Raw genomic sequence first — 26,359 nt, 5'->3', positions numbered from 1 at the left:
TCAATGGGCGGGCGTGGTGCGCTCTGCGGGTTTCGGGGGACGGAACTGCACGGAGAACTCGTTGCCCTGGACGCTCGCGCCGCCCCGCTGCCGCGCGCTGCGCTGGTAGCCGATGCTGGCGCGATGGCGCTCGCAGAGTTCGCGGCAAATGTACAGCCCCAGTCCGCTGGAGCGGCTCTCCGAGGAGAAGAAGGGCTCGAACAGGTGGCGCTCGACCGATTCCTCCAGCGGTGCACCGTCGCTCCAGACCTGCAGGCTGGATTGGCGGTCGGACGACAGCCGCGTGGTCACCTGGATCGCGGCCGGCCGCCCGCTCGCATAGCGCAGCGCGTTGTCCAGCAGGTTGACCAACACGCGGCGCAGGTGCTCGCTGTCGAAATCCACGGGCAGCCCACCGGTGGCCAGGTCGAGCTGCACGCGGCGGCGTTGCGGCGCGCGCTGCACCCAGTCGGCGCAGATGTCCTGCACGCTGGCATCGAGCACCAGGGTGGGCGGTGCCGTGCGGCCGGCCTCGGGCACGCGGGCCACGTCCAGCACCTCGTCGACGATCTTGGACAGGCGCTGCGCGTTGTGCTGGATCATCTGCGTGAGCTGGCGCTGGCCGGGGGCCTGCAGCTCTTCGTCCAGCAGCGCATTCGCCTGGACGATGGCGGCCAGCGGGTTGCGGATCTCGTGCGCGACGGCGGCGGACATGCGGCCCATGGCCGCCATCTTCTCGGTGCGCGTGCGCGCCTCGGCCTCGCGCAGGTCGTGCAGGAACATCACGCACAGCCGCTCGTGCGCGCGGCCCGGCGCCTCGGTCATGCGGGTGTGCACGCGCAGGCGCCTGGCGCCGCGGCTGGCGCTGCGCAGCGTCAGGTCGGCCGCCTGCGGCGTGGCCTGCTCGAACGTGGCGCGCGCCAGTTCCAGCAGCGGCGCCCAGCTGGGCTGCGCGTCCAGCGCAGGCCGCAGGCCCGCCGTGTCCAGCCCCAGCAGTGCGCGCGCCGCCGGGTTGGCGGTGCGCATGCGGGCGTGCGTGTCCACCACCACGACCCCGTCGGTCTGCGTCTCCATCACGAGCTGGTTCACCTGGGCCTGCAGCCGGGCGGCGTGCAGGCCGGCGAGCGCGAGTTGCTCCTCGCGCATGAGCCGGGCCGCCAGCTGGTTGGCCAGGAAGGCCACCAGCAGGTAGCCCAGGCCCGCCAGCCCGGCCTGCAGGTAGCGCCCCGTGCTCTCGGTGATGCCGTGCGCGGAAGTCCACCACGTCTCCAGCAGCAGCAGCAAGGTGATGGCCAGCGCCATGCCGATGGCCATGGGCCGCGTGCCCAGCACGGCCGTCAGCAGCACGGGCACGCCCAGCAAGGGGGTGTAGCTGATGGCGCCGGACTGGAACAGCTGCAGCAGCGCGATGACCAGCACGTCCATGCCCACCGTCAGCAGCCAGGTCGGCTCCAGCGCATGGCGCGGCAGGCGGGGCCGCGCCAGCAGCCGCGTCGCCAGCGCACTGGCCAGGTACAGCGCACACATGGCCAGCACCCAGGCCGGCGCGGTGGCCGTCAACGCGTACTGTGTGGCCTGCAGCAGCAGCAGGGCCAGCGCGATCGTGACGCGCGCGGTCATGAAGCCGTACCAGGCACGCGTGAGGGCCAGGTCGCCGACCGGCGCCAGGACAGCCGCGCGCGGGTCGAAGTCGGACGGTGGCCAGGCGTCGTCGAGGACGGTCACGCCGGTTCAGCCCTCGATCTGGCGGCGGTGCTCTTTGCTGCAGTAGACGCCGCGCGGGCCCCGCTCGGCGTCGGCCAAGGGCAGGTGCAGGCCGCAGGCGGCGCAACGCGCCATCTCGGCGGGCAGGCCCGTGCGGCTGCGCGGCTTGGCCGGCGGTGGCGGCGGCCGGCGCGAGCGCCACAGCCAGATGCCGAAGGCCACCACCAGCAGGACGATCAGGAACTTCATGCGGCTCCCCGGCCGATCAACACTTCGAGCACGAACCGCGAGCCCACATAGGCCAGCAGCAGCAGCGCTGCGCCCGCATAGAGCACGCGCACGGCAGTGCGGCCACGCCAGCCGAAGCGCGCGCGGCCGACCAGCAGCACCGCGAAGCTGAGCCACGAGAGCAGCGAGAACACCGTCTTGTGGTCCCAGCGCCAGCGGCCGGCGCCCGCGCCGTAGAGCGACTCGCCGAACAGCCAGCCGGCCGCCAGCGTGGCCGTCAGCAGCACGAAGCCGGCCTGCACGAAGCGGAAGGTCAGCCGCTCCAGCGTGAGCAGCGGCACGCCGCTGAACGAGGGGCCGGCGTCGCGCATGGCCCGCTCGCTGCGGCGCATCAGCCAGGCATGCAGCACGGCTGCGGCGAACAGGCCATAGCAGGCGATGCCCAGCGCCCAGTGCAGGGGTAGCCAGGGCGAGGCGTTCTCGTGCAGGGGCGTGCCGGGGAACACCAGCGCCATCAGCACGGCCACGGCGCCGAAGCCGGCCAGCGCCCAATGTGCGCGCAACTGCGGGAACACATGGCTTTCCACCGCATAGACCGTGAGGACCAGCCAGGCCGTGACCGACAGCGCCGGCGCGAAGCCGAAGCGCGGCGTGGCCGTGAACCACAGGCCCCAGCACAAGAGCAGCGCGTGCAGCACCCAGGCCGGCAACAGGGCGTGGCGGCTGCGCTCGGGCTGCAGGCGGGACGCCACCGCCGCAGGCACCGCATAGGCCGCGGCAGCGGCGGCCGACAGCAACACGGTGGCCATGGAGGCGCTCGCTAAAATCATCTGCTCAGTTTACCGGCACGCCTTCCAGCCGCCGGCCGCTTCCCCCTTCCCCCAACTGCGCTCCCCGTGCTGGAGCAAAGGACCTCCATGGCGTCCGCCCTCACCGAAAAACTCTCGCGTCTGGTCAAGGAGATGCGCGGCCAGGCCCGCATCACCGAGGCCAACGTCACCGACATGCTGCGCGAGGTGCGCATGGCGCTGCTCGAGGCCGACGTGGCCCTGCCCGTGGTGCGCGACTTCATCGCCCGCGTGAAGGAAAAGGCGCTGGGCCAGGAGGTACTGGGCTCGCTGTCGCCGGGCCAGGCCCTGGTCGGCATCGTCAACCGCGAGCTGGCCACCACCATGGGCCAGGGCCTGCCGGGTGCCGAACTCAACCTCGCCGCCCAGCCACCCGCCGTGGTGCTGATGGCCGGGCTGCAGGGCACCGGCAAGACCACCACCACGGCCAAGCTGGCCAAGCTGCTGACCGAACGGCGCAAGAAGAAGGTGCTGACGGTGTCGGCCGACGTCTACCGCCCGGCCGCCATCGAGCAGCTCAAGACCGTCACCAAGCAGGCCGGTGCCGAGTGGTTCCCGAGCACCGGCGAGCAAAAGCCCGTGGACATCGCGCGCGCCGCGCTGGACCACGCCAAGCGCCATTACTTCGACGTGCTGCTGGTCGACACCGCCGGCCGCCTGGCGGTGGACGAGGCGCTGATGCAGGAGATCCGCGAACTGCACGCTGCGCTGAACCCGGTGGAGACGCTGTTCGTCGTCGACGCCATGCAGGGCCAGGACGCGATGAACGTGGCCAAGGCCTTCGGCGAAGCGCTGCCGCTCACCGGCATCGTGCTGACCAAGACCGATGGCGACTCGCGCGGCGGTGCCGCGCTGTCGGCCCGCCATGTCACGGGCGTGCCGATCAAGTTCGCCGGCACCAGCGAGAAGATCGACGGCCTGGAGGTGTTCGACGCCGAGCGCCACGCCGGCCGCGTGCTGGGCATGGGCGACATCGTGGCCCTGGTCGAGCAGGTCACGGCCAACGTGGACATGGCGGCGGCGCAGAAGCTGGCGGCCAAGGTGAAGAGCGGCGAGAGCTTCGACCTGAACGACTTCCTGGCGCAGATCCAGCAGATGAACCAGATGGGCGGCCTGTCCAGCCTCATGGACAAGCTGCCCACGCAGATGTCGGCCAAGGCCGGCCAGGTCGACATGGACCGCGCCGAGCGCGAGATCCGCCGCAAGCAGGGCATCATCCACAGCATGACGGCGCAGGAGCGCAGGAAGCCCGAGCTCATCAAGGCCACGCGCAAGCGCCGCATCGCCTCCGGTGCCGGCGTTCAGGTGCAGGAGGTCAACCGCCTGCTGAACGAGTTCGGCCAGATGCAGGACATGATGAAGAAGATGAAGGGCGGCGGCCTCATGAAGATGATGAAGCGCATGGGCGGCATGAAGGGCCTGGGCGGGGGCGGCATGCCCAAGCTGCCGTTCTGAGACCAGGCCGGGCCGCTACAGCGCGGCCGCCTCCTGCTCCAGCTGCGCCAGCCGGCGCGCGAGCCGGCCCACGAAGTTCTGCGTGAGCTGTGGCAGCGCGCGCTGCGCCGGCACCACGATGCCGACCTGCAGCTGGTTCAGCACCGGCAGTGCGAAGGGCTTCCAGACCAGCTCGCCGCGGCGCAACTCGTCCAGCAACGCGAGCTTGGAGAAGGTGGTGATGCCTTTGCCCGCCATCACCAGGCGCTTGACCAGCGGGGTGGAGTTGCAGGTCGCGACCGGCTCCATCACCTCCCAGAAGGCCGTGTACTCGGCCGACAGCGTGGGGCCAAACACCGGCTGCGCGCCCGAGCGGATGAAGGGATGGCGCGCGCAGTCGCGCAGTGCCACGCGCTCATGCGTGGCGAGCGGATGGCCCGGCGGCATCACCACGCCCAGGGGCAGGTGTGCCAGGCTCACGGCCACCACGCCGGCCGGCAGCCGCGTGACGAAGCTCAGCCCCAGGTCTACCTGGCCCGAGGCCACGAGCTGCGGCACCTCCATGGGCTGGGTCGAGACGATGGTGTAGGTGGCCGCGGGGAACAGCTGCGAGAACTCCGCCACCGCGGCGGGCAGCAGATCCTCGAAGCACGAGTCCATGGCCGCCAGCTTGACATGGCCGCTGCGCTCGCCGCGCAGCGCGTCGAGCTCGGTGCGCATCACCTGGTAGCCGTGCAGCGTCTCCTGCGCGTGGCGCAGCAGCCGCTCGCCGGCCGGATTCAGCCGCATGCCACCGGGCAGGCGGTCGAACAGCTCTGTGCCGAGCTCTTCCTCCACGTTCAGGATCTGGCGGTTGACGGCGCTGGCCGCCACGTGCAGCCGCTCCGATGCCTTGCGCACCGAGCCGCTGCGCGCCACCTCGATGAAGTACCTGAGGACGCTGGCGTGCATCAGGCGCTCAGCGCGGTGGCACGCCGCCCGACCACTCCGGCCACTGGCTCACGATGTGGTCGACCACGCGCTCGCCCACGCGCGCGATGTTCTCCACCGTCTCGGCGAAGCCGCCCGCGGTCTCTCCGGGCGCTGGGTCCAGGTGCTGCAAGGTGGTCTCGCGCGGATTGCCCTGGTCGAAGTTGACGGCGCCGCGCAGGCTCATCACGCGGTCCGTGCCGTGGGTCCGCTGGATCACCAGCGTGATGGCGGCGGCTTCCATCTCGGTGATGACGTAGTCGTCGGCGCCGTACAGCTTGGCGATGTACTGGGCCTGGCTGGACATGCCGGGGCCGTGGAAGAAGGTGTCGCCCGTCATGTGCGTGCCCTGGCCCACCGACGGTGCCTGGCGCGCGCGCGGCTCGGGGTAGCGCAGCCGGTAGGCGCGGGCGCTGTCCGAGTCCCGGAGTGGTGTCTTGGCCGACAGCTGCATGGCCCAGCCCAGCAACGCCGGGTTGAGCTGGAAGCGCCGGTATTCCTCATAGCCCTTGCGTGGCATGAAGGTGGGCGCGCCTGGCGTGTTTTCTTCGGGTGCCCAGCGGTGGCCCAGGTCGTAGTCCACGAGCCAGCTGCCCCAGGACACGTCGCCGATGGTGCCGCGCGCAGGCGGCGTACCGGCCACGCCGGTGATCAGGTAGTAGGCCTGCGAGAAGTCGAAGGCCGGGTTCAGCAGGATGGCCTGCATCGAGGCCGAGGAATTGACCTTGCCCATGCCCAGCACGGCGCCGCACACGCCGTCGCTGTTGCAGTACACGGGCGCGATGGCGCCGGGCACGCGCACCGGCGTGGCGTTCTTCCAGTAGCGCTCGTACCAGTGCTGGAACTCGCCAGCGCGGTCGCCCGTGTTCTGTCCGATCTCGAACATCGCTGCGACGAAGACCTTGACGCGCACCGGCGCCGCGGCCTGGGCGGGTGGCGTGGCCATACCGGCCGACGGCGGTGCCGGTGCGTTCGGGCCTGCGGCACAGCCGGCCAGCAGCGCTGCAGCTGCCAGCCAGGCCAGGGGAAATACCGGTGCGCGGAAGGATGTCATGGGAGTGCCCTGATCGATTGGAATGCGCCGCATCCTAGGCAAGGCCGGTGCTGCTTCCAAGCGCCGATTTTCGCGCTGCCCGTGCGCAAAAAGCGCACGGCCCGCAGAAACAGAAACGCCCCTCGGCGAGGGGCGTTGCTGCGGGGCGATGCAGGTCAGGCGGCCAGGGCCAGCGGCTGCTGGCGCAGCGGCAGCTTGGCGTGCATCCAGGCGCGGCGCAGGACTGCCGGGGACCAGCTTTCTTCGGGAATCAGCAGCCAGCGCTGGCGGCGCATGGCGGCACCCAGGTCGCTGCGGCTGGTCAGCACGCTGGCGGGGATGGCCAGCAGCAGTGGCAGGCCCACCGGGATCAGCCAGACCAGCGCGCTCGGGTCGATCAGCGCGATGCCGCCAGCCAGCAGGGCGATGATGCCGCTCATGGGTGCCAGGCTGCGGGCCGCATCGCGCCAGCGCAGGGCTTCGGCGTCCCGCGGGGGCGACTTCCATTCCAGCTTCACACCGGTCAGCGCGACCAGCACGAACAGCGAGTGGGCCAGCATGCGCACTGGCGACTGCAGCATGGCCAGCACGCTTTCCAGCGCGGCGCTCTTGATCAGGCCAGCGGTGCCGCCATAGCGGCGTTGCTCGCCCTGGATCAGCACGGCGGCGATGCCCAAGAGGCGCGGCAGGAACAGCACGGCCAGGGTCCAGATCCACAGGCCGATCAGCTCGGCCGGGATCGCCGACAAGGCGTGCGTCACGCTGGCCAGGCCGGTGGCCTGGGCATGGCCGGACAGCCACAGCGTGGTGCCCAGCGTCATGAAGGCCAGCCACAGCGGCGCCGACAGGTAGGACATGGTGCCCGTGATGAACATGGCGCGGTGCACGCCGGCGATGCCGGGCTCGGCCATCAGGCGGGCGTTCTGCAGGTTGCCCTGACACCAGCGGCGGTCACGCTGCAGTTCGGACAGCAGGTCCGGCGGTTGCTGCTCGTAGCTGCCGACCAGGTCGGACACCAGCCACACGTGGAAGCCGGCACGGCGCATCAGCGCGGCTTCGACGAAGTCGTGCGACATGATGCCGCCGGACAGGCCGCCCGTGCCCTTGATCGGGGCCAGCGCGCAGTGCTCCATGAAGGGCTTGACACGGATGATCGCGTTGTGGCCCCAGTAGTGGGACTCGCCCAACTGCCAGTACTGCATGCCCAGCGTGAACAAACGGCCGGTCATGCGCGAGGCGAATTGCTGTGCGCGGGCGTGCAGGGTCTGGTGGCCGATGGACTGCGTGGCGGTCTGGATGATGCCGGCGCGGGGATGGGCTTGCATGAGCTTGACCATGGAAGTCAGGCAGTCGCCGCTCATGACGCTGTCGGCGTCCAGCACCACCATGTACTTGTAGTCATTGCCCCAGCGGCGGCAGAAGTCGGCCACGTTGCCGGCCTTGCGGTGCGTGCGGCGGGTGCGCAGGCGGTAGTAGACCTCGATGGACGGGCCGCCGTTGGACTCCTGGGCCAGCACGGCGCGCAGGTCTTCCCAGGCGGCGCGTTCGGCGCGGCGCTTCTCGGGGTCGTTGCTGTCGGACAGCACGAACACGTCGAATGCGCGGCCGTGGCCCGTGGCCAGCACCGATTCGCAGGTGGCGCGCAGGCCGGCGAATACCGTGGCCACGTCTTCGTTGCAGATCGGCATGATGATGGCCGTGCGCTCGTCGGCGCCGGTGGGCATCGCGTGGTCGCGCACCTCCTTGGCCGACAGCGCGTGCTTGTCGCCGCGCAGCACGACGAAGAAGCCCATCAGTGCCGTGCCGAAGCCCGACACGATCCAGGCCGACAGCAGCGCAAACAGCGACAGCTGGCCGACTTCGAGCAGCACGCTGTCGTAGTCGGGCTGCATGCTGGCGAACAGGCTGGTGGCCAGCGCGGTGGTGACCAGCACGATCAGCATCAGCGCCATGCGGCGGCGGCTGGCCGCCTGTTGCCAGGCTTCCGGTGCGGGGCTGGCGGCCTTGGGGGCGGCCGGGCCCATGCCGGGGATGGACATCAGCAGTGCCGTGCCCAGACTGTTCCAGAAGCCGCGCCAGGGGCGGGGCGTCATGGAGCCGCGGTTCACGGGCGGCGCGGTGACGGAATTGGGGTGGCGCTCGGCGCGCAGCGGGCTGCGCTGTTTGTCCCAGGCACGACCGACGATTTGCCGGCCGACGCGGGCGACGTTGGGTTGTTCCATGGTGTTCTCGCGGTGAGAGGAGGAGGGAGAGACAGAGCTCATATGCCTCTCTCATCGCAATCCCCATGCCAACGCTAGAAAACCTTATGGATCAACGGCTTGGACGGGTTTGTCGGGGTTTTCACGGGTTCGTGCGGAAAACGGCCCCCAAAACCCCGGTTTTTGTCGCCGAACAGCGACAGGTTGCGGTCGCTGTGTGGCGATATCCAGGAAAAACAAGGACTTAGCCTTGTCGCGGTTCGGCGACGGGTTCGCCAGAAGCCGCAGAATCCCCTTTGAACAGCCCCGGCGTGAGTTCGTGCTTCTGCATCAGCCGGTAGAACTCGGTCCGGTTGCGGTCGGCCAGCCGGGCCGCGTCGGCGGCATTGCCGTCGGTCAGCTTCAAGAGGTTGATCAGGTACTCGCGCTCGAACTTGCGCTTGGCCTCGGCATAGGGCAGCACCTCGATGGCGGGCTGGCGCAGCGCGCGCTGCACCAGGGCCAGCGGCACCAGCGGCGTGGTCGACAGCGCGCAGACCTGCTCGACCACGTTGTGCAGCTGGCGCACGTTGCCGGGCCAGGTGGCGGTGGTCAGGGCCTTGAGCGCTTCAGGGGCGAAGCCCGACAGGCGCTTGCTGTACTTGGTCGCCAGCGTCTGCAGGAAGTGCTGGGCCAGTAGTGCGATGTCCTCGCGCCGTTCACCCAAGGGCGGCAGCGTGAGGGTGACCACGTTGAGCCGGTAGTACAGGTCCTCGCGGAACTCCTTGGCGGCCATGGCCACCTCCAGATCGCGGTGCGTGGCCGACAGGATGCGCACGTCCACCGGGATCGACTGGCTGGAGCCCAGCGGCCGCACGGCCCGCTCCTGCAGCACGCGCAGCAGCTTGACCTGCAGCGCCAGCGGCATGTCGCCGATTTCGTCGAGCAGCAGCGTGCCGCCGTCGGCGGTCTGGAACAAGCCCTTGTGGTTGGTCACGGCGTCGGTGAAGGCGCCGCGCATGTGGCCGAACAGTTCGGACTCCAGCAGCGCCTCGGGGATGGCGCCGCAGTTCACGGCCACGAAAGGCTTCTTGGCGCGGCTGCTGGCCTTGTGGATGGCACGGGCCAGCAGCTCCTTGCCGGTGCCGCTGTCGCCCAGCATCAGCACGCTGGCGTCCGACTGGGCCACCATCTTGGCCTCGGCCAAGACCTCGGCCATGCGGGCCGAGCGGCTCACGATCTCGTCGCGCCAGCTCTCGTCGTGGCCGCCCTTGGGCACGACGGCGGCCGTGGGCGCCGACAGCGCCAGCGCCTGCGCGATCTTGTCGAGCAGGGCCTTGCCGTCGAAAGGCTTGGTCAGGTAGGTGAACACGCCGCGCGCCGTGGCCTCCACGGCATCGGGAATCGTGCCGTGCGCCGTCAGCAGGATCACCGGCAGGGCCGGATGGCGCGCACGCACGAGGTCGAACAGCGCCAGGCCGTCGCGGCCGGGCAGCTGCACATCGGACAGCACCAGCTGCGGCTGCTCGATGTCGAGCTGGTTCAGCGCGGCTTCGGCGGAACCGACCGCCGTGACGCGGTAGCCGGCGGCCGTGAGCCGCATGGACAGCAGGCGCAGCATGTCCGCGTCGTCGTCGACGACGAGGATGTTGGTGCGCGCCGCGGCGGATTCTGTGCCCGGCATGTCAGGGCTGCACCGCGCGGTGGCCACCGTTGGGCGGGGGCGGGCGCGAGGTCAGGCTGCGCTCGATGGCCCGCACGGCTTCGAGCCTTTCGGTCAGCTGGTCGATGCGGCGCTGCTGCTCGCGCAGTTGCTGGGCCTGGCGGTCCAGGGCCTCTTCGACCCGGCGCTGCTCGGCATAGCGTGCCACCAGCATGCCGGCCAGCGGGTACAGGCCACGCGCTTCCTCGCGCGGATTGCCCAGCACGCGCTGGGCCAGCCCCTGGGCGCGCACCAGATCGGCCGGCACGCGTGTCTGCGCCAGGGCGATCGCCAGCTGCATCTCCTCGGCCGGCTGGCGCTGCGCCTCGGGGATGTCGGTGAGCCGCGTGACCTCCTGCGCCAGTTCGGCTGCCGCCATGCGGCGCACACGGTCGGCATACACGAGCAAGGCCTGGGCGACGGTGCTGCTGTCGGTGCGCACGCCGCCGGGCTGGCCGCCCTGTACCGGCCGCGGCACGGCCGATTCGACCGGCGGCGCGGCGGGCGGCGGCGGCACCGGGGCCACCGCCGGCGGCGGTGGCGGGGCAGGCGGCGGCGCGGGCGGCGGCACGACGCAGCCGGCCAGCAGCGCCGCGGCCAGCGCGCACACCAGGGGGGAAGACGCGCGTGCCGCGCGTGGTTCAGGACACATGGGGTAGTTCGATGCGGAAATGGGCGCCGGGCGAGCCGGACAAGAGCGCCATCTTGCCACCGTGCGCGGCGATGTACTCGTGCACGATGGAAAGACCGATGCCTGTTCCTTTCACGGCGCCCTCGGGCTGGCGCTGGCCGCGGAAGAAGGGCTCGAAGATGCGCTCGCGGTCGGGCTCGGCCACGCCGGGGCCCTCGTCCTGCACATCGATCTGCACGATCTGGTCGTGTTGCTGCAGCTGGATCAGGATGCGGCCGCGCGGCGGCGAGAAGCGGATCGCGTTGGACAGCAGGTTGGCCAGCACCGTGCCGATCTTGTCTGCGTCCACACGCGTCGTGAGGCTTTCGCCCTCGACCTGCACCGTGAGCTGGTTGGCGCGCCACTGCAGGCGCTGGGCGTCGACCTGGGCCTCGATGAGTTCCAGCAGGTCGACCCGCTCGCGCTTGAGCTGGCGCGCCTCGAAGGCTGCTGCGTTGAAGCGCAGCAGGGCCTCGATCTGGCTTTGCAGCTGCACCGTGTTCTGGCGCAGGATGCCGGCCACCTCGCGCTGGTTGTCGTTGAGCTCGCCGGCCACGCCCTCCTCGAGCAGCGAGACGCCCTCGCGCAGCGCGGCCAGCGGCGTCTTGAGCTCGTGCGAGATGTGGCGCAGAAAGCGCGCCTTGTCGGCGTCGAGTTCGGACAGCCGCAGCCGCAGCCAGTCCAGCTGCTGGCCGATGCGGTGCACGTCGGAGGGGCCCTGGATCTCGATGGCCTGGTCGAGCCGGTTCTCGCCCAGGCCGATGATGGCGCGCTCCACGCGCTTGAGCGGGCGGGCCAGCCACAGGCCCAGCGCGATGGCCAGCAGCACGGCCAGCACCACCATGCCGATCACCTGCTGCGTGAGCTGCATGCGGCTGGCGTCGAGTTCGGCGTTGAGCGATTGGCGGCGCTGCTCGATGGCGGCCTGCATCTGCTGGGCCAGCGTCACGTTGAGCACGTCGAGTTCGCGGAACTCGGCTGCCACGGCGCGCTCGCGGTCCAGTGCGGTCTCGGTCGGGCCCTCCATGAGCTGCTCGATCTTGCCCATCTGGCCACGCCAGCGCGCCGCCAGCGCCGGCGGCAGGTCGGCCGGCTGCAGGCCGGCCACCAGGCCCTGGGCGTCGCGCGCGCTGTCGGCGAAGCGCCGGCGCAGCAGCGCGTCGTTCAAGATCAGCGACTGGCGCGCGGCGCGCTCGGCCGTGGCACTGCGTTCGCTGAGCGTCTGCGCCACGCCGTTGAGCTGCAGCGTGCGTGCCGAGAAGCCCAGGCTACGCTGCATCAGGATGTCGAAGGTGAACACCGCGCGCACCGCCACGCCGCCCAGCAGCGCGGCGATCAGCAGGAAGGCCAGCAGCAGCAGCTGGCGGAAGGACAGGCGCGGGCGGCTCACGCGGCCGGCGCGGTCTCGCGCGTGCAGACCTCGCCGCGCAGCGAGTACGACATCGCCTCGGTCACGCGCACGTCCACCATCTGGCCGACCAGGCGCTGCGGGCCGGCGAAGTTGACGACGCGGTTGCACTCGGTGCGGCCCATGAGTTCGGGCTGGCCGGCATGGCTGCGCTTGGACGGGCCTTCGACCAGGATGGTCTGCACCGTGCCCACGCGGCGTGCGGCGATGGCACGCACATTGGTGTCGATCACGCCCTGCAGGTGCTGCAGGCGCTTCAACTTCACGTCGTGCGGCGTGTCGTCGGCCAGGTTGGCGGCCGGCGTGCCGGGGCGCGGGCTGAAGATGAACGAGAAGCTGTTGTCGAAGCCGATGTCGTCGATCAGCTTCATCATCTTGCCGAAGTCCTCTTCGGTCTCGCCCGGGAAGCCGACGATGAAGTCGCTGCTCATGGCCATGTCGGGGCGGATCGCGCGCAGCTTGCGCACGGTCGACTTGTATTCCATCGCCGTGTAGCCGCGCTTCATGGCCATCAGGATGCGGTCCGAGCCGTGCTGCACCGGCAGGTGCAGGTGGCTCACCAGCTTGGGCACGCGCGCGTAGGCCTCAATCAGCCGCGGCGTGAACTCGTTGGGGTGGCTGGTGGTGTAACGGATGCGCTCGATGCCGGGGATCTCGGCGACGGTCTCGACCAGCATGGCGAAGTCGGCGATCTCGCTGTCACCCTTGGAAGGTGGACCCATGCGCCCGCGGTAGGCGTTGACGTTCTGGCCCAGCAGCGTGACCTCCTTCACGCCCTGGTCGGCCAGGCCGGCGATCTCCACCAGCACGTCCTCGAACGGACGCGAGACTTCTTCACCGCGCGTGTAGGGCACGACGCAGTAGCTGCAGTACTTGGAGCAGCCCTCCATGATCGAGACGAAGGCGGTGGCGCCTTCGACGCGCGCGGGCGGCAGGTGGTCGAACTTCTCGATCTCGGGGAAGCTGATGTCGACCTGCGCACGGTCCTGCGTGCGGCGCTGGCGCAGCAGTTCGGGCAAGCGGTGCAGCGTCTGCGGGCCGAACACCACGTCGACGAAGGGCGCGCGGGCGATGATGGCCTCGCCCTCCTGGCTGGCGACGCAGCCGCCCACGCCGATCTGCACGCCTTTCTTCTTCAGGTGCTTGACGCGGCCGAGGTCGGAGAACACCTTCTCCTGCGCCTTCTCGCGCACCGAGCAGGTGTTGAAGAGGATCAGGTCGGCCTCGTCCACGTCCTGCGTGGACTCGTAGCCCTCGGCAGCGTGCAGCACGTCGGCCATCTTGTCCGAGTCGTACTCGTTCATCTGGCAGCCGAAGGTTTTGATGAAGACTTTTTTCGTCATGGCGGTCTCGCGGGGAATGGGCGAAGGGGCGGCTGTCTGCCGCTCTCCTCGAATGGCAATGGTGGCGTTCACTGCCCGTACTTGGGCAGCAGATGGAACGGCGTCTTGCCGTCGTCCTTGGGCCGGGTGTCTTCTTCGGAGGCAAAGAGGAAGTTGCGCTCGCGCGTGGCGCTGGGGCGCTTGAGCGCGGCCTCCTGCTGGTTCAGCAGCCACACCTGGTGGACCATGCCGTTGGGTTCGCGCGTGTAGTTCACCACCAGGCGCTCGCCGACGATGCTGGCCGACATCACGAGTTCGTTGCGCACCCCGAGGATGCGCGCGCCGGGCGAGAGCCGGTCGGCCTTGCCGTCCAGCACGATGTCAGGCGGCTGGGTGACCTGCAGCACCCCGCGCAGCGCGGGGGCGGGGAACTCGCGCACCTGGGCTTGTGCGGCAGGGGCGAGGAGGAAGGCGGTGGTGGCGATCAGCGCAAGCGAAGTACGGCAGCGGTTCATGGTGTTCATCCAGAGGCTGGGGGTGCGATTTTAGAAGCCCCGGCGCGGCTGGCCTCCAATGCCCGTTCGATGGCGGCCTGCAAGTGCTCGGCCACCACCTTGACCAGCGGGCCCGGCGGGCGTGTCGCGTCCACCGCGATGCCGATGGTCTGCGGCTCCGCGCCCTTGTCGCGCACGGGCACGAAGCGCAGCAGGCCGGCGGCCAGCTCGGGCGCGGCGTCCAGCTCCGAGGTGAACACCACATGGCGACCGCCGAGCGCCAGCTGCTTGACCAGCTGCAGCGAGTTGCTTTCGAAACGCCCGCGCGCCTCGGTGAACAGCCAGCCGTACTGCGCGTCCAGGTAGCGCCGGATCGCCAGCGCGCGGCTCTGCAGCGCCACCGGGTAGGCCGCCGCCTCCTGCAGGCTGACCGAACGCGCGCCGGCCAGCGGATGGCTGGGCGCGACCACGCAGCCGAACGGCAGCTCGGTGCGCCACAGCACCAGCAGCTCGCGCCGCGGCGGCAGGTTGAAGGCGGCCACCAGGTCGGCCGTGCCCGCCATCACGGCGGCCAGCGCCTCATCGGTGCTGCCCAGGTTGACCGACAGCGAGATCAGCGGGTGGCTCTCGCCCAGCGCGGCGACCAAGGCCGGCAGCACGCTGGTGGAGTGGCTGTCCATGGCGTGCAGCGTCACCTGGCCCTGGTGCACACCCTGGTAGCGGCGGATCTCGCTCTCGAGCCGGCGCTCGTCCTGGCGCCAGCGCCGGGCCAGCGTCACGACGGCGTCGCCGGCCACCGTCAGCCGCATGCCGCGCGGCACCCGCTCGAACAGCGGCGCGCCGAGCTGCTCCTCCAGCTGCAGGATCTGGCGGTTGATGGCCGACGCCGCCACATGCAGTTCCTTGGCGGCCGCCTGGATGGAGCCGGACCGTGCAACCTGGTCCAGGTAGCGCAGGTTGGCGGAGACAAGGGATTGCGGCATGGCCGCAAAGCATACGCATTTTTCGAATGCAAGCCTGCTGAATCGGTGATGGACGGCAATGCAGGCGGTTTCTACGATCCGCCCCATTCCCGCACCCGACCCATCGCCATGCCGCTCCGAACCCTGCCAGCCCTGCCCACGCTTGCGCAACTGAACGCGGCAGACGCCGCCGCCTTCCTGGACCATCTGGGCGGGGTGTTCGAGCACGCGCCCTGGGTGGCCGCGGCCGTCGTCGGCCAGCGGCCATTCGCCAGCACGGACGCATTGCACCGCGCCATGCTGGCCGCCGTGGCCGCATGCCCCGAGGAGGCGCGCGTGGCGCTGTTCAACGGCCACCCCGAACTGGCCGGCGCGGCCGCGCGCCTGGGCCAGATGACCTCCGACTCGGTGCGCGAGCAGGGCGGCCTGGCGCTGGGCGCGCTGGACGCGGCAGACGGCGCGCGCTGGGATGCGCTGAACGCGGCCTACCGCGCGCGCTTCGGCTTTCCGTTCATCCTGTGCATCAAGCGGCACACGCGGGCCACGGCGCTGGCCGTTTTCGAGGCGCGCCTGGCCAACGATCTGGCCACCGAACTGGCCGGCACGCTGGCCGAGATCGGCCGCATCACGCGGCTGCGGCTGGCCGAGCGCATCGCCGACCACGGCCTGGACGGCCTGCATGGCAGCGTGGCGGCGCATGTGCTGGACAGCCGGCGTGGCCTGCCGGCCCAGGGCCTGCGCGTGGCGCTGCACGACGCCGATGGCGCCCTGCTGGCCGCATCCGTGGAGGAGGGCTGCGGCCTGACCCTGCTGGCCGGCGCCCCGTTGCGCATGGGCCGTTACGAACTGCGCCTGCACCTGGGCGACTACCACCGGCAGCCGGGCACCGCGGCCGGCTTGCTGGATGTCGTGCCCATCGCCTTCGCCATCGACGCGCCCGAGGCCGGCTACCGGTTCACGCTATCGGTCGCGCCCTGGGCTTACAGCGTGGCCTGCACCCGCGAAGGCTAGTCAGCAGCAGGCGTTGTGCGCCGTGGCGGGCAATGCATGCGTCCCGCCTGCACGGCGCGCGGACCAGACCACCAGTGCCAGCGCCAGCACTGCCACCGCAGCGCCTGCGACCATCACGGCCGCATAGCCGAAGCCCGCGCTCAGCACCGCCGCGCCCATGGCGGCACCCACGGCATTGCCGAGGTTGAACGCGCCGATGTTGACGGCGGAGGCCAGGCCCGGGGCCTCGGCCGCAGAGCGCATCACGCGCATCTGGATCGGCGGCACGACCGCGAACGCGCCGATGCCCCAGACCAGCACGCCCACGGCCGCGCCGATGTGCGTCTGCGCCAGCCATGGGAAGGCCAGCATGCTGGCAGCGATCAGCAACAGGAAGCCGATCAGCGTCTTGTCCACCGAGCGGTCGGCGAACTTGCCGCCCAGGCTGTTGCCGATCGTGAAGCCGACGCCGGCCAGCGCCAGCAGGCCGGTGATGAGCGCGGGCGATGCGGCGTTGAAGGTCTTCAGCGCAGGCGTGATGTAGGTGTAGAGCGAGAACATCGCGGCCGAGCTCAGCACCGTGGTCAGCATGGCGGCCAGCACCACGGGCCGCGTGAGCACGCGGATCTCGGCCCGCACGTCGGTGCGCGCCCGCGGCGCGTGGTCGCGCGGCAACGCCAGTCGCAGTGCGAGCATGGCCAACACGCCCAGCGCCGCGATGGCGGCGAAGGACTGGCGCCAGCCTACGCTGTCCGACAGCCAGGTGGCGGCCGGCACGCCGCCGATGTTGGCCAGCGTGAGGCCCATGAACATGGTGGCGACCGCGCTGGCCTGCTTGTTCGGCGGCACCAGGCTGGCCGCGACCACCGCGCCGATGCCGAAGAAGGCGCCGTGCGTGAGGCTGGTCACCACGCGCGCCACCATCAGGCTGGCATAGCCGGGCGCCAGTGCGGACAGCAGGTTGCCCAGCGTGAAGATGGCCATCAGCACCATCAAGGCCTTGCGCCGCGACCAATGGCCCAGCAGCAGTGTCATGAAGGGCGCGCCCAGCGTCACGCCGATGGCGTAGGCCGAGACCAGCAGGCCGGCGGAAGGGATGGACACGTCGACACCCGCGGCGATGGACGACAGCATGCCCATGGGGCCGAACTCCGTCGTGCCGATGCCGAAGGAGCCGATGGCCAGGGCCAGCAGCGGCCCCGTGGCGCTGCGGTGGGAATCGCCGGCCGCAGCCGGGGCAGAGGAGGTGGTGGTTTGCATGGCCAGGGTGGTGTGTCTAGGGTTAACCCGAGGTTGGCGATTGTGGCGATGCAGACCTTTCCAGTAAACGGCAGAATTTCGAAAATACTTTTGCTACGGCTGAGAAGATGAAACTGACTCTTGAAGAAGTCACCGTGTTCCTGACCGTGGTGGACATGGGCTCGCTGACCGCCGCGGCCGAGCACCTGGGCCAGCCCGTCTCCACCACGAGCCGGCTGCTGGCGCGGCTCGAAGAGAAATTGCAGACCACCCTGCTGCGCCGGACCACCCGGCGGCTGGACCTGACCGACGAGGGCTGCAACTTTGCGCAGGATGCGCGCCAGATCCTGGAGTCGGTGCGCGTGGCCGAAGACCGGCTCATGGCGCGGCGCGGCCGGCTGGCCGGGCCGCTGCACATCGATGCGGCCTCGCCGTTCATGCTCCATGTGCTGGTGCCGCTGCTGCCGGGCTACCGCGCGCTGCATCCGGGCGTGGATCTGGTGCTCAACAGCAACGAGGGCTTCATCGACCTGCTGGAGCGGCGTGTGGACCTGGCCATCCGCATCGGCGAACTCAAGGACTCGACGCTGCACAGCCGGCTGCTGGGCCAGGTGCGCAACCGGCTCGTGGCCAGCCCGGACTACCTGGCCCGCCGCGGCACGCCGGCCAATGCAGAGGCGCTGCGCGCGCATGAACTGCTGGGCTTCAGCCAGCCCGAGGTGCTGAACCTGTGGCCCCTGCAGCATGCCGATGGCAGGGCGGCGCGCGTGCAGCCCACGCTGCTGGCGTCCAGCGGCGAGACGCTGCGCCAGATGGCGATCGCGGGCATGGGCATCACCTACCTGGGCGATTTCATGATTGCGCGCGACATCGCGCAGGGCCGGCTTGTGGAGGTGCTGCCGCAGGCCACACTGCACAAGCCCCGGCCCGTGCACGCGGTCTACCACCAGCAGTCGGCCGTGTCGGTGCGCATCGCCTCGATGGTGGCCTACCTGGCCGAGGCCATGCGGGCGCCCGAGGCCGGATGGGCCGCTTATGTGCCACCGGCGGCGTCTAAGATCGCCGGCCTCATGGAGGCCCCGCGTTGACATCTCCCCTCGAAGCCGTGCGCCGCTGGCTGGTGCAACTGCCCGCCTATGGCCTCAACGGCATCGGCACGGCGCTGGGCGTGCTGCTCGTGCAGCTGCTGGCGGGGGCGCTGGGTGGCCTGGAAGCCTCGCTGCTGGCCTCGGGCGGCGCCATCTACGCCAGCCTGGCCGACACGCCGAATCCACCGCACCGCACCTGGCGCCGCGTGGCGATGGCCGCGGCCGTGGGCCTGGTTTCCAGCGTGCTGATCACGGCCTTGCGCGGCCATGCGGTGGCGTTGGGCGGGGTGGTCGCGCTGCTGGCGTTCGGCGCGAGCATGCTGCTGGCCTGGGGGCCCCGCGCCGGGCCGATCTCCTTCGTGCCGGTGCTGGCCATCGTGTTCACCATGGCCGGGCCGGCGCCGGTCTCCTGGCAGGCCCAGGCCGCGCATGCCCTGTGGACAGCGTTCGGCAGCCTGGTCTACCTGGGTTGGGCACTCGTGGCCTCGCGTTGGCTGCAGCCTCGCTACCGGGCGCTGGCGCTGGCGGCCGTGGTCGAGGGCACGGCCGCGCTGCTGCGCTCACGGGCCGCCATGCTCTCGGCCGGCCCGCGCGAGATCGCAGGGGCGCTGCCGCTGCAGGACTGGATGCAGCGGCAGGTCGCGCTGGACGAGCGCCTGCAGCCGGCGCGCGACCTGCTGTTCTCGGCCACCGAGGCGCACGGCGCGCAGCGCCAGATCGCGATCCTGCTGCACGCCATCGCGCTGCGCGACACGCTCCTGGGCAGCGAGCTCGACCTGGACCTGCTCGGCGACGATGCCGCGGCCGAACGGCTGCGGCTGGCGCTGGCCGCGCGCATCGCGGCCACGGCCGACACGCTGCACTGGCTCGCCCAGGCCGTGCAGTGGGACCGGCCCATGGCCGCCGCGCCGGTCGGCGACCAGGGCCTGCAGGCCGCGCTGACCGCCTTTGCCGACGATCCGCGCCGCAGCGCGCTGGCCGCCGCCCTGGGCGAGCGGGCCCAGCACATCGCCGACGACCTCAACCGCATGCTGCAGACCTGGCGCGGGCAGGCCCAGCCCACGCCCCTGAGCGCGGCCGAGCTGCAGTTCTTCGTCTCGCCGGAAGGCTGGCCGCTGGCCGCGCTGGCGCCGCACCGGCGGCTGTCCTCGCCCATCCTGCGCCAAGCGCTGCGCAGCGCCGCGGCGCTTGGGACGGCCTATTTCCTGGCGTTGGCGCTGCCCTGGGCCTCGCATCCGCACTGGCTGGTGCTCAGCGTGGCCGTGGTGCTGCGCGGCAACCTGGACCAGACGCTGGCCCGGCGCGACGCGCGCGTGGCCGGCACCGTGCTGGGCTGCCTGCTGGTGCTGCTGTTCGCCTGGCTGGGGCAGACCTGGTTGTCCGGCGCGGCCTTCCTGCTGGCCGTGGGCGTGGCCCACGCCTTCGTCAACGTGCGCTACCTCGTCACCGCCACGGCCGCGACCATGATGGCGCTGCTGCAGGCCCACATGGCGCACCCGGCCGGCGGCTATGCCATCGGCGAGCGCCTGGCCGACACGCTGCTGGGCGCGCTGTTGGCCTGGGGCTTTTGCTATGTGCTGCCGGCCTGGGAGCGGCGCAGCCTCACGCGGCTGGGCGCGCGGGTGCAGGAGGCGGCGCGCGTGCTCGCGGCCGAGGCGCTGCGCTGGCCCGAGCCCGGTGAGTCCGACCTGGCCCTGCGGCTGGCGCGGCGCGAGTTCTACGAGGCCATCGGCTCGATCGCCGCAAGCGCGCAGCGCAGCCATGCCGAGCCCACGCGCGTGCAGCTGCCGGTGCCCGCGATGGCCACGCTGCTCACGCGCTGCCATGTGCTGCTGGCGCAGCTGTCGGCCGTGCGCACGATGCTGGAGCGCAGGCGCGAGCGGCTCGACGCGCCCTCGGCGCGCCAGGCGCTGGTGGCGGCGCAGGCCGAGGTGGCGGGGGTGCTGGCCGGAACCGTGGAGTCCGGCGTGGGCGGCATGGCCGATGCGGGCCTGGACTGGCCCGATCCGCAGGCGCCGCTGCTGCCCTGGCTGCAGCGCCGGCTGCAACTGGTGGTGCAGGGCGCGCGCGGGGTGCGTCAGGCTGCCGAGGCCGTGCGGGTGGCGGGCACGCCCAATTGACAGCGGACCGCCCTCAGGCGGAAGGCAGGCCCAGCAGTTCGCGGTAGGCACGCGCCGTCTGCGGCGAGGCCGTGTCCAGCGCCTGTTGCCAGGCGGTCTGGTGGCGCAGCACTAGCCGTGCATCGGCCACGGCCTTGGAGCGGCAGAACCAGTGGCAGGTGTGCTGCATGAGCAGCAGCTCGGCCATCATGCGGCGCGCCACGGTCTTCTCGGCCAGGCCCGTGCTGTTGGCCGCCACCTCGGCGATGCCGCGCGCGTGGATCTTGAACGCCTCGCGCACGTCGAACATCCGGTAGCGCGGCAGCAGCTGCTGCGCCCAGGGAATCCACATCGGCAGCTTGCTCACCTGGGCCTGCGGGGCGGGCATGGTGGCGACGTCGGTGGCGAAGCGCTGGAACTGGCCGGCCAGCGCCTGCTCGGTTCCGGCCAGCACGCCGCGCACCTGGCGTGCGCGCTCTTCGTCGGCCTCGCCGAGCCAGCGCAGGTAGCCGTCTGTCAGCGCCTCCATCTGCTGTTCGATCTGATAGGGGCGCAGGTATTGGGCCAGCAGGACCACGCGGGCCTGCTGTTCGCGCGTCTTCTGCACCTGCGCGACGACGCCCAGCACGGCCAGCAGCAGCAGGAGTTCGGTCATTGCGTCATGGCCATTGGGGAATGGGCTCGTCCTTGAGTTGGCCGCGCAGCGCGGCGTAGTCGGGCACGATGGAAGCCACCGTATCCCAGAAGCGGGGGCTGTGGTCCATCACGCGCAGGTGGCTGAGTTCGTGCACGACCACGTAGTCGATGATGGACAGGCGCAGGTGGACCAGCCGCCAGTTCAGCCGGATGGAGCCGCTGCTGCTTGCGCTGCCCCAGCGCGTGCCGGCGCTGGACAGCGTGAGCTTGGTCCATTGCACGCCCAGCTGCGGCGCGTAGTGCTGCAGCCGTTCGGTGAACAGGTGCTTCGCCTGGCGCATGAGCCAGGCCTGCACGGTGTCGCGGATCTGCTCGGGCGCGGCATGGCCGGGCAGTGCCAGCTGCAGCACGCCGCGCTCGGCGTCCAGCGCGGCGCCGCCGCTGCCGGCGAAGCGGTGGCCGGGGTCGAGTTCGAGCCGGATGTGCTGGCCCAGGAAGGGAAGCGCGGCACCCTCCTGCCAGACGATGCGGGCATCGGCCATGCGCTGCTGGCGCGTCTGGGACTCGCCGAGCTTGCGCAGGATCCAGCCGCTCTTGTCGCGCACGGCCGTGTCGATTTCCGGCAGCGGCACCCAGCGCGGCGCGCTGACGACCAGGCCGTCGGCCGTCACCACGAAGCCGATGCTGCGCCGCTTGGCGCGCCGGAACAGGTAGTCGACCACCGCCGGGCCGAGCAGGGCCTGGCGGTTCGCTTGCGGATGCGAGAAGCGCACGACCGTCGCGGCGTCCGGCAGCGCCGCTGCGGGCGCAGGCGATGGCGCGGCGGGCGGCGCGAAGAAGTCGAGCGCCAGCTGGACCAGCGGCTTCACTTCAGTCCCGGGTATGCCTCGGGGTCGAGCCGGTGCATCTCGCTCTCGATCCAGGCCTGCACTTCGCGCATGAGTTCGTCGGCCTTGCGGCCCTCGGTGGGAATGGGCTTGCCGATGGAGATGTCGACGATGCCGGGCCGCTTGACGAAAGCCTTGCGTGGCCAGCATTTAGCCGAGGTCACGGCGATCGGCACCACCGGCGCGCCACAGGCGATCGCCAGCCGCGTGCCGCCCGATTTGTAGTTGCCCACCCCACCACGCGGGATGCGCGTGCCTTCGGGGAACATGATGACCCAGTTGCCCTGCTTGAGCAGCCGGCGGCCCTGCTGCACCACCTTGGCGAAGGCGCGCGAGCCGTCCTTGCGGTCGATGTGGATCATGTCCATGCGCGCCATGGACCAGCCGAAGAACGGGATGTAGAGCAGCTCGCGCTTGAACACGTAGGCCAGGGGGTGCGGCATGATGGCCGGCATCACCAGCGTCTCCCAGGTCGACTGGTGCTTGACCAGCAGCACGGCGGCGTCGAGCGAGCCGTGGGGCAGGTGCTCGAAGCCGGTGATGCGGTTGCGGATGCCCAGGATCCACTGGCCGCCGTTGACGGCGGTCTTGAGCCAGCCGGCGCAGATCCAGTACATGCGCGTGGGGCTCACGAACACCGAGGCGAGGATCGCGAAGGTGGCCCAGGGCACGATGGTGACCACCATCCAGAGCAGGTGCAGCACCGAACGCACGAAGGCCAGCAGCCAGGCGCCGGGGGAAAGGCCGTTTCTCATCGCCGGGCCGCCCCAAGATGAGAAGCGCCCCCGCGAGGGGCGTCGGACCTCGCGCAGCGGGGGAGCGTGGGGGCTTTTCTCATGGTGCAGGGGCCTGGCGTTGCAGCAGTTCGCGCGCGGTCAGGAACTCGGCGAAGGCCGCCAGGTCCTGGTGCACGATGGTGTGGGCGGGAAAGTCGTTGGGCAGCGGCGGTGCCGTGCCCTGGTCGCGCCAGGCGGCGGCCTTGCCGGTCAGCACCAGGTGCGGTTCGCAGCCGGCCGCGACGCCGGCCTGCAGGTCGCGCGCACTGTCACCCACCGTGGGCACGTCCTTCAGGTCGACGCCCAGGCGTTCGCCGATCTGCAGGAACAGGCCGGGTTGCGGCTTGCGGCAGGCGCAGTGCTCGTCGGGCGTGTGCGGGCAGTAGAACACCGCGTCCACGCGGCCACCCAGCGCGGCCAAGGCCTTGTGCATCTTGGTGTGGATGGCGTTGAGCGAGACCACGTCGAACAGGCCGCGGCCCAGGCCCGACTGGTTGGTGGCGATCACCACATGCCAGCCGGCATGGTTGAGCCGGGCGATGGCTTCCAGCGCGCCGGGCAGCGGCTCCCATTCCTCGGGCGACTTGACGAACTCGTCGCTGTCGACGTTGATGGTGCCGTCGCGGTCCAGGATGACCAGTTTCATGGCGGAACTAGGCAAGGCGCGAGAGGTCGGCGACGCGGTTCATCGCGGCGTGCAGGGACTTGAGCAGACCCTGGCGGTTCAGGCGCAGGTCGGCTTGCTCGGCATTGACCATCACGCCGTCGAAGAAGGCATCGACCGGCGCGCGCAAGGCTGCCAGGGTCTGCAGCGAGGCGGTGTAGTCGCCGGCTTCGAACTGCGCGTCGGCTGCGGGCGCGATGCGCTGCAGCGCGGCGTACAGGTCTTTCTCGGCGGGCTCCTGCAGCAGCAGTTCGCTGACGTGCGGATCGACCTCGCCGGCCTTCTTGAGGATGTTGGACACGCGCTTGTTGGCTGCGGCCAGGGCAGCGGCCTCGGGCAATGCGGCGAAGGCGCGCACGGCCGCCAGGCGCTTGGGCACCTCGCCCAGGCGCGCGGGACGCAGGGCCAGCACGGCGTCGACTTCCTGGGCGCTGTAGCCCTGCTCGCGCAGGCTGCCGGCCAGGCGTTCGTCGAGGAAGGTCAGCAGGGCCTCGGTCGGGTCCTGGATCTTGTCGCCGAAGGCTGGCACGGCCGCGCGCACGAGCGCCTCGGGCGCGAGTGGCAGGTCCTTTTCGGACAGCATGCGCAGCACGCCCAGCGCATGGCGGCGCAGCGCGAACGGGTCGCGGTCGCCGGTGGGCAGGTTGCCGATGCCGAACATGCCGACCAGCGTTTCCAGCTTGTCGGCCAGCGCGACCACCAGGCCCACGTCGTTGCGCGGCAGCGCGTCGCCGGCGAAGCGGGGCTTGTAGTGGTCTTCGATGGCGTCGGCCACGGCCTGCGGCAGGCCGTCGTTGAGCGCGTAGTAGCGGCCCATGGTGCCCTGCAGCTCGGGGAACTCGCCGACCATGTCGGTCACGAGATCGCTCTTGGCCAGTTGCGCGGCCTGGTCGGCCTGGGCCGCGAGGTCGGCGCCACCGATCTGTTGCGCGATGGCTGCCGCGATGGCGCGCACGCGGGCGATGCGCTCGCCCTGGCTGCCCAGCTTGTTGTGGTAGACCACCTTGTCCAGCCCGGGCACGCGGGCGGCCAGCGTCTTCTTGCGGTCCTGGTCGTAGAAGAACTTGGCGTCGGCCAGGCGCGGGCGCACCACGCGCTCGTTGCCGCCGGTCACGGCGCTGGCGTCGGCGGGGCGGATGTTGCTGACCACCAGGAAGCGGTTGGTGAGCCGGCCCTCGGCGTCCAGCAGCGGGAAGTACTTCTGGTTGGCCTTCATCGTGAGGATCAGACACTCCTGCGGCACGCCGAGGAACTCTTCCTCGAAGGCGCAGACCAGCACGTTGGGACGCTCGACCAGGGCGGTCACTTCGTCGAGCAGGGCCTCGTCCTCGATGGCGCGCACACCGCCACCGACCTGCGCAGCCGCGGCAGCCAGCTGGCGTGCGATCTCGGCGCGGCGCGCATCGAAGCCGGCGATCACGGCACCGTCTTCGGCCAGCGTTTCGGCGTAGCAGTCGGCGTGTGCCAGCACCACGGGTGACTTGGCCGCCTCGAACCGGTGGCCCTGCGTGCTGTTGCCGGCTTGCAGTCCCAGCGCACCGATCGGCACGACGGCGCTGCCATGCAGTGCCACCAGGCCATGGGCCGGGCGCACGAAGCTCACACTGGTCCAGCCTGGCAGTTCGCAGCCTTCTTCCAGCTGGTAGCTCATGAGCTTGGGGATGGGCAGCTTGGCGATGGCCTCGAGCAAGGCCTTTTGCAGGCCCTCTGCCAGGGCCACACCGGCCTGCACGCTGTCGAAGAACAGGGCTTCGGCCTTGCCGTCGGGTGCGCGCTTGAGTTGCGGCACGGCCGAAGCGTCGGCGCCCAGCGCCGCCAGGCGCTTGAGCAGCGCCGGCGTGGGCTGGCCCTCGGCGGTGAGGCCCACCGAGACGGGCATGAGTTTGGTCGACTGCGGCTTGTCGGCCGCGCGTGCGAGCACGCCCGTGACGTGGGCGGCCAGGCGGCGCGGCGAGGCAAATGCGGTCAGCTGCGCATCGGCGCCGGCCAGGCCCTGGGCACGCAGGTGCTCGAGCAGCTGGCTGCCAAACGCATCGCCGAGCTTGCGCAGGGCCTTGGGCGGGAGTTCTTCGACGAACAGTTCAACGAGGAGGTTCTGTGCAGTCATGTTCAGGCCGCCGCCTTGTCTTTCTTCGGGATCTGCGCGACCCATTCGCGCGGTGCCATCGGATAGCCCAGGCGTTCGCGGCTGTCCACATAGCTTTGCGCGACGGCGCGCGCGAGGTTGCGGATGCGGCCGATGTAGGCGGCCCGCTCCGTCACGCTGATGGCGCCGCGGGCATCCAGCAGGTTGAAGCTGTGCGCGGCCTTGAGCACCTGCTCATAGGCCGGCAGCGCGAGCTGCTGTTCCATGAGGTGCTTGGCCTGCTTCTCGTGCGCGGCGAAGGCGGTGAACAGGAAGTCGGCGTCGGAGTGCTCGAAGTTGTAGGTGGACTGCTCCACCTCGTTCTGCTTGTAGACGTCGCCGTAGCTGAGGCCTTCGGTCCACTTCAGGTTGTAGACGTTGTCCACGCCCTGCAGGTACATCGCCAGGCGCTCCAGGCCGTAGGTGATCTCGCCCGTGATGGGCTTGCAGTCGATGCCGCCGACCTGCTGGAAGTAGGTGAACTGCGTCACCTCCATGCCGTTGAGCCACACCTCCCAGCCCAGGCCCCAGGCGCCCAGCGTGGGGTTCTCCCAATCGTCCTCGACGAAGCGGATGTCGTTCTTCTTGAGATCGAAGCCCAGCGCTTCGAGCGAGCCCAGGTAGAGCTCCAGGATGTTGCTGGGGGCGGGCTTGAGCACCACCTGGTACTGGTAGTAGTGCTGCAGGCGGTTCGGGTTCTCGCCGTAGCGGCCGTCCTTGGGGCGGCGGCTGGGCTGCACATAGGCGGCCTTCCACGGCTCAGGGCCCAGTGCGCGCAGGAAGGTGGCGGTGTGCGAGGTGCCGGCGCCCACTTCCATGTCGTAGGGCTGGAGCAGTGCACAGCCTTGCTCGGCCCAGTACGTCTGCAGCTTGAGGATGATTTGTTGGAATGACAGCATCGATGCGGCGCCGGGCCCAGGGC

Annotated in this window: 23 protein-coding genes; 4 read left to right on the top strand and 19 right to left on the bottom strand. The window is 70.6% G+C overall.

Features of this window, described 5'->3' with window-relative positions; genetic code table 11:
* The 3 genes from DES41_RS09620 to DES41_RS09610 are packed head-to-tail and all read right to left on the bottom strand — an operon-like array spanning nt 1 to nt 2,741.
* Nucleotides 1–1,704, bottom strand: a complete 1,704-nt coding sequence (locus DES41_RS09620) for a sensor histidine kinase (RefSeq protein ID WP_245965639.1) — start codon at nt 1,702–1,704, stop codon at nt 1–3.
* Nucleotides 1,705–1,710: 6 nt separating this feature from the next.
* Complete coding sequence (locus DES41_RS09615; protein ID WP_114467399.1) at nt 1,711–1,932, bottom strand: PP0621 family protein; 222 nt, start codon at nt 1,930–1,932, stop codon at nt 1,711–1,713.
* Nucleotides 1,929–2,741, bottom strand: coding sequence for a cytochrome C assembly family protein (locus tag DES41_RS09610; protein WP_114467398.1), 813 nt, complete (start codon nt 2,739–2,741; stop codon nt 1,929–1,931). The genes DES41_RS09615 and DES41_RS09610 overlap by 4 nt, the downstream gene beginning before the upstream one ends.
* Nucleotides 2,742–2,828: 87 nt before the next feature.
* On the opposite strand from DES41_RS09610, the gene ffh reads away from it, so the two are divergent.
* Nucleotides 2,829–4,214: a signal recognition particle protein gene (gene ffh, locus DES41_RS09605; RefSeq protein ID WP_114467397.1), complete on the top strand. Its 1,386-nt coding sequence runs from the start codon at nt 2,829–2,831 to the stop codon at nt 4,212–4,214.
* 15 nt (nt 4,215–4,229) lie between these two features.
* Here ffh and DES41_RS09600 read toward each other — a convergent pair whose 3' ends face one another.
* The 9 genes from DES41_RS09600 to DES41_RS09560 form a co-directional block, all read right to left on the bottom strand.
* Nucleotides 4,230–5,144 (bottom strand): LysR family transcriptional regulator, encoded by a 915-nt coding sequence (locus DES41_RS09600; RefSeq protein WP_114467396.1) that lies wholly within the window; start codon nt 5,142–5,144, stop codon nt 4,230–4,232.
* A 7-nt stretch (nt 5,145–5,151) separates the two neighbouring features.
* Nucleotides 5,152–6,216 carry a purine-nucleoside phosphorylase gene (locus DES41_RS09595; RefSeq protein WP_114467395.1) on the bottom strand — a complete coding sequence of 355 codons (1,065 nt, stop codon included), beginning with the start codon at nt 6,214–6,216 and terminating at the stop codon, nt 5,152–5,154.
* 155 nt (nt 6,217–6,371) lie between these two features.
* On the bottom strand, nt 6,372–8,417 hold the full coding sequence (gene mdoH / locus DES41_RS09590) for a glucans biosynthesis glucosyltransferase MdoH (RefSeq protein WP_245965638.1): 2,046 nt from the start codon (nt 8,415–8,417) through the stop codon (nt 6,372–6,374).
* 223 nt (nt 8,418–8,640) lie between these two features.
* The gene (locus tag DES41_RS09585; RefSeq protein ID WP_114467393.1) at nt 8,641–10,059 is read right to left on the bottom strand and encodes a sigma 54-interacting transcriptional regulator; all 1,419 of its coding nucleotides are present in this window, start codon (nt 10,057–10,059) and stop codon (nt 8,641–8,643) included.
* A 1-nt stretch (nt 10,060) separates the two neighbouring features.
* Entirely contained in the window at nt 10,061–10,729 is a 669-nt protein-coding gene (locus tag DES41_RS09580) for a hypothetical protein (protein ID WP_245965637.1), read from the bottom strand.
* On the bottom strand, nt 10,719–12,137 hold the full coding sequence (locus DES41_RS09575) for a HAMP domain-containing sensor histidine kinase (RefSeq protein ID WP_245965636.1): 1,419 nt from the start codon (nt 12,135–12,137) through the stop codon (nt 10,719–10,721). The genes DES41_RS09580 and DES41_RS09575 overlap by 11 nt, the downstream gene beginning before the upstream one ends.
* Nucleotides 12,134–13,498, bottom strand: coding sequence for a tRNA (N6-isopentenyl adenosine(37)-C2)-methylthiotransferase MiaB (gene miaB, locus DES41_RS09570; RefSeq protein WP_114467813.1), 1,365 nt, complete (start codon nt 13,496–13,498; stop codon nt 12,134–12,136). The genes DES41_RS09575 and miaB overlap by 4 nt, the downstream gene beginning before the upstream one ends.
* Before the next feature lie 68 nt (nt 13,499–13,566).
* Nucleotides 13,567–13,992: a hypothetical protein gene (locus DES41_RS09565; RefSeq protein WP_114467392.1), complete on the bottom strand. Its 426-nt coding sequence runs from the start codon at nt 13,990–13,992 to the stop codon at nt 13,567–13,569.
* A gap of 5 nt (nt 13,993–13,997) precedes the next feature.
* Nucleotides 13,998–14,954 carry a LysR family transcriptional regulator gene (locus tag DES41_RS09560; RefSeq protein WP_170168132.1) on the bottom strand — a complete coding sequence of 319 codons (957 nt, stop codon included), beginning with the start codon at nt 14,952–14,954 and terminating at the stop codon, nt 13,998–14,000.
* Nucleotides 14,955–15,062: 108 nt separating this feature from the next.
* On the opposite strand from DES41_RS09560, the gene uraD reads away from it, so the two are divergent.
* Nucleotides 15,063–15,944 (top strand): 2-oxo-4-hydroxy-4-carboxy-5-ureidoimidazoline decarboxylase, encoded by an 882-nt coding sequence (gene uraD, locus DES41_RS09555; protein ID WP_114467390.1) that lies wholly within the window; start codon nt 15,063–15,065, stop codon nt 15,942–15,944.
* Here the strand turns inward: uraD and DES41_RS09550 are convergent, their stop codons facing one another.
* The gene (locus DES41_RS09550) at nt 15,945–17,183 is read right to left on the bottom strand and encodes an MFS transporter (RefSeq protein ID WP_114467389.1); all 1,239 of its coding nucleotides are present in this window, start codon (nt 17,181–17,183) and stop codon (nt 15,945–15,947) included.
* A gap of 107 nt (nt 17,184–17,290) precedes the next feature.
* On the opposite strand from DES41_RS09550, the gene DES41_RS09545 reads away from it, so the two are divergent.
* Both DES41_RS09545 and DES41_RS09540 read left to right on the top strand, forming a co-directional pair.
* Nucleotides 17,291–18,250: a LysR family transcriptional regulator gene (locus DES41_RS09545; RefSeq protein WP_114467388.1), complete on the top strand. Its 960-nt coding sequence runs from the start codon at nt 17,291–17,293 to the stop codon at nt 18,248–18,250.
* On the top strand, nt 18,247–20,370 hold the full coding sequence (locus tag DES41_RS09540; RefSeq protein WP_147282825.1) for an FUSC family protein: 2,124 nt from the start codon (nt 18,247–18,249) through the stop codon (nt 20,368–20,370). Before DES41_RS09545 ends, DES41_RS09540 begins: the two co-directional genes overlap by 4 nt.
* 13 nt (nt 20,371–20,383) lie before the next feature.
* Here DES41_RS09540 and DES41_RS09535 read toward each other — a convergent pair whose 3' ends face one another.
* From DES41_RS09535 to glyQ, 6 genes are all read right to left on the bottom strand, one after another.
* Entirely contained in the window at nt 20,384–21,004 is a 621-nt protein-coding gene (locus tag DES41_RS09535) for a hypothetical protein (protein ID WP_114467386.1), read from the bottom strand.
* A 4-nt stretch (nt 21,005–21,008) separates the two neighbouring features.
* A complete protein-coding gene (locus DES41_RS09530) occupies nt 21,009–21,854 on the bottom strand; it encodes a M48 family metallopeptidase (RefSeq protein ID WP_114467385.1) in 846 nt (281 codons plus the stop codon).
* Nucleotides 21,851–22,594, bottom strand: a complete 744-nt coding sequence (locus DES41_RS09525; protein WP_114467812.1) for a lysophospholipid acyltransferase family protein — start codon at nt 22,592–22,594, stop codon at nt 21,851–21,853. Before DES41_RS09525 ends, DES41_RS09530 begins: the two co-directional genes overlap by 4 nt.
* A 112-nt stretch (nt 22,595–22,706) precedes the next feature.
* Entirely contained in the window at nt 22,707–23,294 is a 588-nt protein-coding gene (gene gmhB, locus DES41_RS09520; protein WP_211332938.1) for a D-glycero-beta-D-manno-heptose 1,7-bisphosphate 7-phosphatase, read from the bottom strand.
* 7 nt (nt 23,295–23,301) lie between these two features.
* A complete protein-coding gene (gene glyS / locus DES41_RS09515; protein ID WP_114467383.1) occupies nt 23,302–25,419 on the bottom strand; it encodes a glycine--tRNA ligase subunit beta in 2,118 nt (705 codons plus the stop codon).
* 2 nt (nt 25,420–25,421) lie between these two features.
* Nucleotides 25,422–26,336 carry a glycine--tRNA ligase subunit alpha gene (gene glyQ / locus DES41_RS09510; RefSeq protein ID WP_114467382.1) on the bottom strand — a complete coding sequence of 305 codons (915 nt, stop codon included), beginning with the start codon at nt 26,334–26,336 and terminating at the stop codon, nt 25,422–25,424.
* Nucleotides 26,337–26,359 lie beyond the last annotated feature (23 nt).

It is taken from the genome of Pseudorhodoferax soli (genome assembly GCF_003337555.1).
GTDB lineage: Bacteria > Pseudomonadota > Gammaproteobacteria > Burkholderiales > Burkholderiaceae_C > Pseudorhodoferax > Pseudorhodoferax soli.
Note: the sequence above shows the minus strand (reverse complement) of the source record. Positions and strands in the feature narration are given on the sequence as shown.

Coding starts and splice junctions, on each gene's coding strand:
- DES41_RS09535 (WP_114467386.1), bottom strand. CDS start 21,004: ATGACCGAACTCCTGCTGCTGCTGGCCGTGCTGGGCGTCGTCGCGCAG.
- DES41_RS09585 (WP_114467393.1), bottom strand. CDS start 10,059: ATGCCGGGCACAGAATCCGCCGCGGCGCGCACCAACATCCTCGTCGTC.
- miaB (WP_114467813.1), bottom strand. CDS start 13,498: ATGACGAAAAAAGTCTTCATCAAAACCTTCGGCTGCCAGATGAACGAG.
- ffh (WP_114467397.1), top strand. CDS start 2,829: ATGGCGTCCGCCCTCACCGAAAAACTCTCGCGTCTGGTCAAGGAGATG.
- gmhB (WP_211332938.1), bottom strand. CDS start 23,294: ATGAAACTGGTCATCCTGGACCGCGACGGCACCATCAACGTCGACAGC.
- DES41_RS09615 (WP_114467399.1), bottom strand. CDS start 1,932: ATGAAGTTCCTGATCGTCCTGCTGGTGGTGGCCTTCGGCATCTGGCTG.
- glyS (WP_114467383.1), bottom strand. CDS start 25,419: ATGACTGCACAGAACCTCCTCGTTGAACTGTTCGTCGAAGAACTCCCG.
- DES41_RS09580 (WP_245965637.1), bottom strand. CDS start 10,729: ATGTGTCCTGAACCACGCGCGGCACGCGCGTCTTCCCCCCTGGTGTGC.
- DES41_RS09545 (WP_114467388.1), top strand. CDS start 17,291: ATGAAACTGACTCTTGAAGAAGTCACCGTGTTCCTGACCGTGGTGGAC.
- glyQ (WP_114467382.1), bottom strand. CDS start 26,336: ATGCTGTCATTCCAACAAATCATCCTCAAGCTGCAGACGTACTGGGCC.
- DES41_RS09565 (WP_114467392.1), bottom strand. CDS start 13,992: ATGAACCGCTGCCGTACTTCGCTTGCGCTGATCGCCACCACCGCCTTC.
- uraD (WP_114467390.1), top strand. CDS start 15,063: ATGCCGCTCCGAACCCTGCCAGCCCTGCCCACGCTTGCGCAACTGAAC.
- DES41_RS09610 (WP_114467398.1), bottom strand. CDS start 2,741: ATGATTTTAGCGAGCGCCTCCATGGCCACCGTGTTGCTGTCGGCCGCC.
- DES41_RS09550 (WP_114467389.1), bottom strand. CDS start 17,183: ATGCAAACCACCACCTCCTCTGCCCCGGCTGCGGCCGGCGATTCCCAC.
- DES41_RS09600 (WP_114467396.1), bottom strand. CDS start 5,144: ATGCACGCCAGCGTCCTCAGGTACTTCATCGAGGTGGCGCGCAGCGGC.
- DES41_RS09595 (WP_114467395.1), bottom strand. CDS start 6,216: ATGACATCCTTCCGCGCACCGGTATTTCCCCTGGCCTGGCTGGCAGCT.
- DES41_RS09560 (WP_170168132.1), bottom strand. CDS start 14,954: ATGCCGCAATCCCTTGTCTCCGCCAACCTGCGCTACCTGGACCAGGTT.
- mdoH (WP_245965638.1), bottom strand. CDS start 8,417: ATGGAACAACCCAACGTCGCCCGCGTCGGCCGGCAAATCGTCGGTCGT.